This window comes from Phenylobacterium sp. (genome assembly GCF_031425575.1).
Lineage (GTDB): Bacteria > Pseudomonadota > Alphaproteobacteria > Caulobacterales > Caulobacteraceae > Phenylobacterium.
In genome coordinates this window covers 1-7,169 of sequence record NZ_JANPJP010000174.1, presented here as the reverse complement: position 1 = coordinate 7,169, position 7,169 = coordinate 1, and the positions used below count along the sequence as shown (strand labels likewise).

Here is a 7,169-nt window from a genome sequence, read left to right as displayed (position 1 = left end):
GGCGATCTTCAGGACCTTGCGGACTTTTTCCAGCGGCATGGCCAGTTTCTCGGCCAGTTCCTCCGGCGTCGGCTCGCGGCCGATCTCGTGCAGCATCTGGCGGCTGGTGCGGACGATCTTGTTGATCGTCTCGATCATGTGCACAGGGATGCGGATCGTCCGGGCCTGGTCGGCGATGGAGCGGGTGATCGCCTGACGGATCCACCAGGTGGCGTAGGTGGAGAACTTGTAGCCCCGGCGGTACTCGAACTTATCGACCGCCTTCATCAGGCCGATATTGCCTTCCTGAATGAGATCCAGGAATTGCAGGCCGCGGTTGGTGTATTTCTTGGCGATGGAGATCACCAGGCGCAGGTTGGCCTCGACCATTTCCTTCTTGGCCTGACGGGCCTCCCGCTCGCCCTTCTGCACGGTCTGGACGATGCGGCGATAGTCGTCGATCGGCACGCCGGTCTCGGTGGCCAGCGCGGCGATCTCATGACGGATGTCGCCGATCTGGCTGGCGTCGTTCTCGACGAACTTGGTCCAGCGCACGCCCAGCGGCTTGACCTGATCGCCCCAGGCGGGGTTCAGCTCGGAGCCGAAATAGGCCTTCAGGAACTCGTTGCGGCTGATGCCGTAGCTGTCGGCCAGGCGCAGCAGGCGGCCTTCCAGACCCATCAGACGCTTGTTGATCGCGTAGAGCTGCTCGACCAGCGCCTCGATGCGGTTGTTGTTCAGCTTCAGGGTCTTCAGGTGCAGAACGATCGCCAGGCTGGCGGTCTCATAGGCCTTGCGGTCGGCGTCGGAGAGGTCCTCGCCCTTCAGACGCTTGCCGACAAGTTTTTCCTGCAGGGCGCGGAAGGCGTCGAATTCCGAGGCGATGGCGTCCAGGGTCGCCATGACCCCTTCGCGCAGTTCGCCTTCCATGGCGCTGATCGTGGGACCGGCGCCATCGTCGAAGTCGTCGTCGTCGTCGCTCTCGCCCTTGGCCACGGCCTCGCCGTCGGCGGTGACCTCAGCCTCGGCCTCCTCGGCCTCTTCTTCTTCAGGGGGGGCGTTGGCCAGGGCCTCGGCGGCGGCGGCGGCGTTGATGCCGTTATAGGTCAGGTCGAGGTCGATGACCTCGCGCAGCAGGATGCGACCGGTGCCCAGCTCCTCGCGCCAGACCATGATGGCTTCAAAGGTGAGCGCGCTTTCGCACAGGCCGCGGATCATGGTGTCGCGGCCGGCTTCGATCCGCTTGGCGATGGCGATTTCGCCCTCGCGCGACAGCAGCTCCACCGAGCCCATCTCGCGCAGATACATGCGCACGGGGTCATCGGTGCGGTCGTAGGCGGCTTCCTTGGGGGTCTCGACGACCGCGGTCTCCTCGCGGACCGCGACCTCGCCGCCCTCGGCGTCTTCCTCGGCCTCGACCACGTTGACGCCCATCTCCGACAGCATGGCGAGCGTGTCTTCGATGGCCTCGGAGGTGACTTCCTCGCTTGGCAGCACCTTGTTCAGCTCGTCCATGGTGACGTAGCCGCGGGCCTTGGCCTGCTTGATGAACTTCTTGACGCCGGCATCGGTCAGGTCGAGCAGGGGCCCGTCGCCGCCAGTGGTTTCAGTCGGTTCAGCTTCAGCCGTGGTCGTGCTCATCTAGGTCTCCGATTCAGCCACAAACCCCCTGCAAGGGTCGGGCCGAAGATGGTGAATGGCGGTCAAAACTGGATCGCACCTGAATACGACCCGTCATCCGCCCTAATCGTTCCATTCTCTGATCGCGCGTTTCAGTGCGTCGCGTTCACCCTTCAGGCGCTCGAGGACCTCCATATCGGGACGACCGCGAAGGTTGCCCTTGGCGGATCCGATAGCCTCGTCGAGCGCCGCCAGCCTGGAAAGGCGGGCGAAGGCCTGCGACCACTGGGATCTAGCGGCTTCGAGGGAGACATCCGATTTCATGAAGGGCGCGCCCGCTTGCGATGCGGCCCGGTCGATGTCTGTCAGTAGCGCGTTAAACCCGCAGGATGCGAGATGGCGTGTCAGGGTGGCGGAGTCAAGATGTTCGGCGTCCAGACGCAGGCGGATGATTTCCTTCGCCAATTGCGAAAGGACCGGATCGCCGAACCCCTGGGCCGTGAAGGCCTCCTCCAGATGGTCGTCCAGAATCGCTGGATCATTGATGGCGTATTGGGCGAGGGCCGCGAGGATCGGATCCAGCCGAGAGCTTTGCGCCACCATGGTTCGCGTCTCGGCCAGGGCCGATTGCGGACGTAACATTTCGTCCTCGGGCTTCCAGAACTTGCCGCGCGTATAGGGTCGCCTGGCCTGCTGCGGCTGGAACGCCGGCTGCGGCTGGCGTCCGAAGGCCGCGTCGAACCGCCGCAGCAGTTCCTCCCGATAGGCCTGCTGCAGGTCCTTGTCGGCGATGGCGGCCGCGATCTGCCGCAGACGCCCCTTGAAGCCGGCCTTGCGCTCCGGCGTGTCCAGGTTCTCCAGGTCGCGCTCGCGGGCGAACAGAGCGTCGACGAAGGGAATGGTGTCCGCCAGTTGCCCGCGCAGGGCGGCGGGCCCCTGTTCGCGCAGCACCTCATCCGGGTCCTTGCCGCCCTGCACCACCGCGAACTGGAAGCTCTTACCGGGCTTGAGGATCGGCAGGGCCCGGTCGATGGCCCGGCTGACCGCCTGGACGCCCGCTCGGTCGCCATCGAAGCAAAGCGTGGGCTCGGCGTGGTGGCGCCACAGCAGTTCCATCTGCTCTTCGGTCAGGGCCGTGCCCATGGGCGCCACGGCGGCGACGCCCGCGCGCTGGCAGGCGATGGCGTCCATATAGCCTTCCACCACCGCCAGGGTCGGGGTCTCGCCCGAGGGCGCGGCGGCAAGGATCTTGCGGCTCTCGGCGAGGCCGTAGAGCACGTTCCCCTTGTGGAAAAGCGAGGTCTCCGGCCCGTTCAGGTACTTGGCGCGGGCCTGCGGATCCATCGCCCGGCCGCCGAAGGAGACCACCCGGCCCCGCGCTTCGGTGATGGGAAAGATGATGCGGTCGCGGAAACGGTCATAGGGCGCACCGCCATCCTCGGGCGCGATCAGCATGCCGGTTTCCACCAGTTCGCCCGGATGAGCGCCCTTGGCGATCAGGTAATCCTTCAGGGCCGTGCGGCCGCCGGGGGAAAAGCCCAGACGGAAGCGGGCCCATTCGCTCTCGGGCAGCCCCCGGCGCTCCAGGTAGTCGCGCGCCGCCTTGCCCACCGGCCGGCGAAGCTCGGCCTCGAACCATTGGGTCGCCAGCTCCAGCCAGTCCGACAAGCTCTGGCGGACCTTTTCCTGCTCAGCGGCGCGCGGATCGACGGCGGGCAGCGGCACGCCCGCCTCGGCGGCCAGCCGCTCGACGGCCTCCACAAAGGTCAGCCGCTCGGTCTCCTGCAGGAAACTGATCAGGTCGCCGGTCTTGCCGGACGAGAAGTCGAAGAACTGCCCCTTGTCGTCGTTCACGTAGAAGGAGGGCGTCTTCTCCTTGGTGAAGGGCGACAGGCCGACATACTCACGCCCCTGCTTCCGCAGCTTCACCGTCTTGCCGATGACATCGGACGGGCGAAGGCGGGACTTGATCTCGTCGAGGAAGCGTTCGTCGAAGCGCACGCGCCATCATACGAGGCCGGCGACCAAACCGACAGTCTGTCTCAGCCGACGTGCCCCAGCTTGTCGGGATTGCGGACCATGTAGATGCCCGCCAGCTTACCGCCCTCCCCTGGCTGGAAGGCGACGGTCATCGGGCCGTCCTCGCGGACCATGATCAGGCCGGGATAGCCGTTGATCCGCACCGACAGGAAGCTGAGCGGCTGACCGTCGCCGCCGCGCCAGGCCAGGCCTTCCATCAGGCGCACGATATCCTCGCGGCCGATCAGGGGGCGTAAAGCCGCCTTCCGCTTGCCGCCGCCGTCGGTGACCATGACCGCGTCCTGCGCCAGCATCGCCGACAGGGCGGTCATGTCGCCCTGGGCCGCGGCCATCATGAAAGCGGCCGCCAGTTTGGCGGCGTCCTCCTGGCTGACGGTGAAGCGGGGCCGGGCTTCCTTGACATGCGCCCTGGCGCGGGCGGCGAGCTGACGGACCGCGGGCTCGGTCTTGCCCAGCGTCTCGGCGACCTCCGCGTAGTCCTCCTCGAAGACGTCGTGCAGCAGGAAGACCGCGCGCTCCAGGGGCGACAATCGTTCCAGGGCCAGGAGGAAGGCCACCGACACATCCTCCGCCCGCTCCACCGGGTCGATCGTCAGGTCCTCGATCAGCGGTTCGGGCAGCCAGGGGCCGCGATAGGCGTCGCGCTGGCTCTTGGCCGCCCGCAGGCGGTCGATGCAGAGGCGGGTGGTGGTGCGCACCAGCCAGGCGGCGGGGTCAGCGACCTCATCCCCAGCCCGCCGCCAGCGGAGCCAGGCGTCCTGGACGGCGTCCTGCGCCTCCGCCACCGAGCCCAGCATGCGGTAGGCCAGGCGGGTGAGCCGGGGGCGCTGGGCTTCGAAGGCTTCGGTGTCCGTCATCAGGCCGCCAGGAGATGCAAAACCGGCGTGGCCTCGCCCGCTACCGTGACGCGGGAGCAGGCGCGGCCGTAGCCGAGGGCGTACTTCAGGGTGGGATACATCCGCGCCGTCGTCAGGGCGAGCCCGATGGCCACGAGCCCTGCCTCGCCCCAGCGCTGTAGGATCTCGTCTCGCAGCGGATCGGCGGCTTCCATGTCGCGGACGAGACTTGCCTTGGCGAAGCGCCAGGCCAGGGCGGCGGTCTCGCCCATGGCCGCTTCGTCGCCCGCCAATATGGCGCGCAGGATGGCGGGCTTGACGCCTCCGGCGGCGGCCATGTCCACGGAGATCTGGGTGCAGGGGCCACAGTCCTCCGACAGGGTCCCCACAATGCCGGCGGCGGCCAGGGCCTCGGGCGGCGCGGCCTTGCGGTCCACCATCTGGCTGACGAGACCGAACTTCAGGAAGCTGATGGGCGAGGCGCGCAGGACGAACCGCATGTAGGCGGCGTCATAGCCCCAGGTGCGTTCCATCTTGTCGATCTGGCTCTTCAGCAGGGCGCGAAGCATTCAAGTCTCCTCAGGCTTGCGGATGATGGCGATCCCGGCGGCCGCCAGGGTCGGCAGGAACACCCCGGGGAAGTCGCGGATCAGATCGGCCAGGGGGCTGGCCGAGCAGCTGGCGTCGAACAGGTGGACGGCGCTGTGCAGGGTCAGGAAGGCCGCGCCGGCGACCAGGGCCGGCCAGCCCTGGACGGGCCGCCAGGCGAACCAGGCCAGGCCCATCGCCGTCACCAGATAGGCCGCCCCGATGTCGCGGACGAAGTGCGGATTGAAGGCGCCGGTGCTGGGCACGCCCGGCACGGCGTCATACCAGGCGAGCGGCGACCCCAGCATGAAGAGCGCGTTGGCGCCCAGAACCACGGCCAGACACCCGGCGATGATGCGTGTCATCGAAACCCTCCCGATCAACACCCCAAGGACGGGCGAGACCGATCGGCTGTGACATCACCTCAGGCGATTTTCGCGATCCAGGCCGGAAGGTCCTCGATGGAGGCCAGCTCGACGAAGCGGTCATCGCCGGTGGGCGCGTCGGCCAGCTCATGCGCCCAGGTCAGGGGATAGGGCACGTGGGCGGCGTAGGCGCCCGCCTCCAGGGCCGGCAGGATGTCTGAGCGCATGGAGTTACCGCACATGACCGCCTCGGCCGCGCCGGTGCCGTGGCGGGCGAAGACACGGGCATAGGTGCCGGCGTCTTTCTCGCTGACGATCTCCACGGCGGCGAACAGGTCGCCCAGGCCGGAGGCGGCCAGCTTCTGCTCCTGATGCAGCAGGTCGCCCTTGGTGATCAGCACCAGGCGGTAACGCTCCGACAGCTCGGCCAGGCAGCGCTCGACGCCCGGCAGGGGCTCCACCGGCTCGTTCAACATCTCGCGGCCGGCGGCCAGGATTTCGCGGATCACCGAGGACGGCGCCTCGCCCTCGCAGAGCTCCATGGCGGTCTCGATCATCGAGAGGGTGAAGCCCTTCACCCCATAGCCGTAGAGCCGCAGGTTACGCCGCTCCACCTCGGCCAGCCGCTGCTCGATCAGCTCCGGATCGGCCACACCCGCCAGCAGGGCGCTGAACCGGTCGTGGGTCAGGCGAAACAGGGTCTCGTTGTGCCAAAGCGTATCATCGGCATCGAGGCCGACGGTGGTGACGGCGGGGGTGGTGATTGACATGGCGCCTGATACCTCACCTGGGCGCGGGAGTGAAAGGCGGTCAGGTTTCAGGCGCCGCTCGCAGTTGTCTGCCTATCCGGCGGGCGCCTCCGGGCTGCTGCGACCAGGGATGGCGAAGGTCGCACTTTCGCAACCAATTTCCGCTGACCTGATCGCTGTTCATTTATCGATTCCTCCCCCGGGGCGTTTTCATGGCAGTGGCTGGAATTTCCGGCTGGATCGGACGGCGGCTTCGCGGCCTGAGCCGCAGGCTTGGCCACCATGCGGTGGCCGCCGCCGAGGCTGACGCCGCCACCGCGCGGGACCGCTTGCGCGAAGCCATCGACCTGTTGCCCGAGGGCGTCGTCTTCCTGGACGCCGAAGGCCGCTACATCCTCTGGAACAAGCGCTATGCGGAGATGTACCACCGCTCCGCCGATCTGTTCCGGGCCGGCGCGAAGCTGTCGGACACCCTGAAGACCGGCGTGGCGCGCGGCGATTATCCCGACGCCGTCGGCCGCGAGGAAGAGTGGCTCGCCGCCCGCCTCGACAAGCTCACCTACCCGTCGGGCGAACGGCACGAGCAGAGGCTGGCCGATGGTCGCTGGCTGATGATCGAGGAGCGGCGGACCTCGGACGGCGGGGTCATCGGCCTGCGGGTCGATATCACCGCCATGAAGCGGCAGGCCGCGGCCCTGGAGGACGCCCTGCACCGGGCCGAGGCCGCCAGCCGCGCCAAGACCGAGTTTGTGGCCGATATGAGCCACGAACTGCGCACGCCGCTGAACGGCGTGCTCGGCCTGGGCAGGGCCCTGTCGGCCACTGACCTTACCGACGACCAGCGGGGGCTTCTGGCCGAGATGATGACCTCGGCCCAGGACCTGGACGGCCTGGTCAACGGGCTCCTCGACTATGGCGACCGGGCGCGCGCCGCCGACGCCGCCCCGCCAGGCGCCGTCGCGCCCTCCGATGCGCCGCCTCTCCGCGTGCTG

Annotated in this window: 7 protein-coding genes; 1 reads left to right on the top strand and 6 read right to left on the bottom strand. The window is 67.9% G+C overall.

Translation table 11 applies throughout. The features are described from left to right. The 6 genes from rpoD to RMO97_RS09875 form a co-directional block, all read right to left on the bottom strand. Positions 1 to 1,620: RNA polymerase sigma factor RpoD (gene rpoD, locus RMO97_RS09900; protein ID WP_310540723.1), on the bottom strand; the 1,620-nt coding region annotated here is incomplete at its 3' end. A gap of 102 nt (positions 1,621 to 1,722) precedes the next feature. Then, complete coding sequence (gene dnaG / locus RMO97_RS09895) at positions 1,723 to 3,600, bottom strand: DNA primase (RefSeq protein ID WP_310540721.1); 1,878 nt, start codon at positions 3,598 to 3,600, stop codon at positions 1,723 to 1,725. Between the two features lie 41 nt (positions 3,601 to 3,641). After that, on the bottom strand, positions 3,642 to 4,496 hold the full coding sequence (sigJ, locus tag RMO97_RS09890; RefSeq protein WP_310540719.1) for an RNA polymerase sigma factor SigJ: 855 nt from the start codon (positions 4,494 to 4,496) through the stop codon (positions 3,642 to 3,644). Beyond that, the gene (locus tag RMO97_RS09885) at positions 4,496 to 5,044 is read right to left on the bottom strand and encodes a hypothetical protein (protein ID WP_310540717.1); all 549 of its coding nucleotides are present in this window, start codon (positions 5,042 to 5,044) and stop codon (positions 4,496 to 4,498) included. The genes sigJ and RMO97_RS09885 overlap by 1 nt, the downstream gene beginning before the upstream one ends. After that, positions 5,045 to 5,428, bottom strand: coding sequence for a hypothetical protein (locus RMO97_RS09880; protein WP_310540715.1), 384 nt, complete (start codon positions 5,426 to 5,428; stop codon positions 5,045 to 5,047). It lies immediately after the preceding gene. 59 nt (positions 5,429 to 5,487) lie between these two features. Beyond that, positions 5,488 to 6,198 (bottom strand): HAD family hydrolase, encoded by a 711-nt coding sequence (locus RMO97_RS09875; RefSeq protein WP_310540714.1) that lies wholly within the window; start codon positions 6,196 to 6,198, stop codon positions 5,488 to 5,490. Between the two features lie 191 nt (positions 6,199 to 6,389). On the opposite strand from RMO97_RS09875, the gene RMO97_RS09870 reads away from it, so the two are divergent. Beyond that, positions 6,390 to 7,169, top strand: a 780-nt coding sequence (locus RMO97_RS09870) for a PAS-domain containing protein (RefSeq protein WP_310540713.1), incomplete at its 3' end; no start/stop codon positions are given.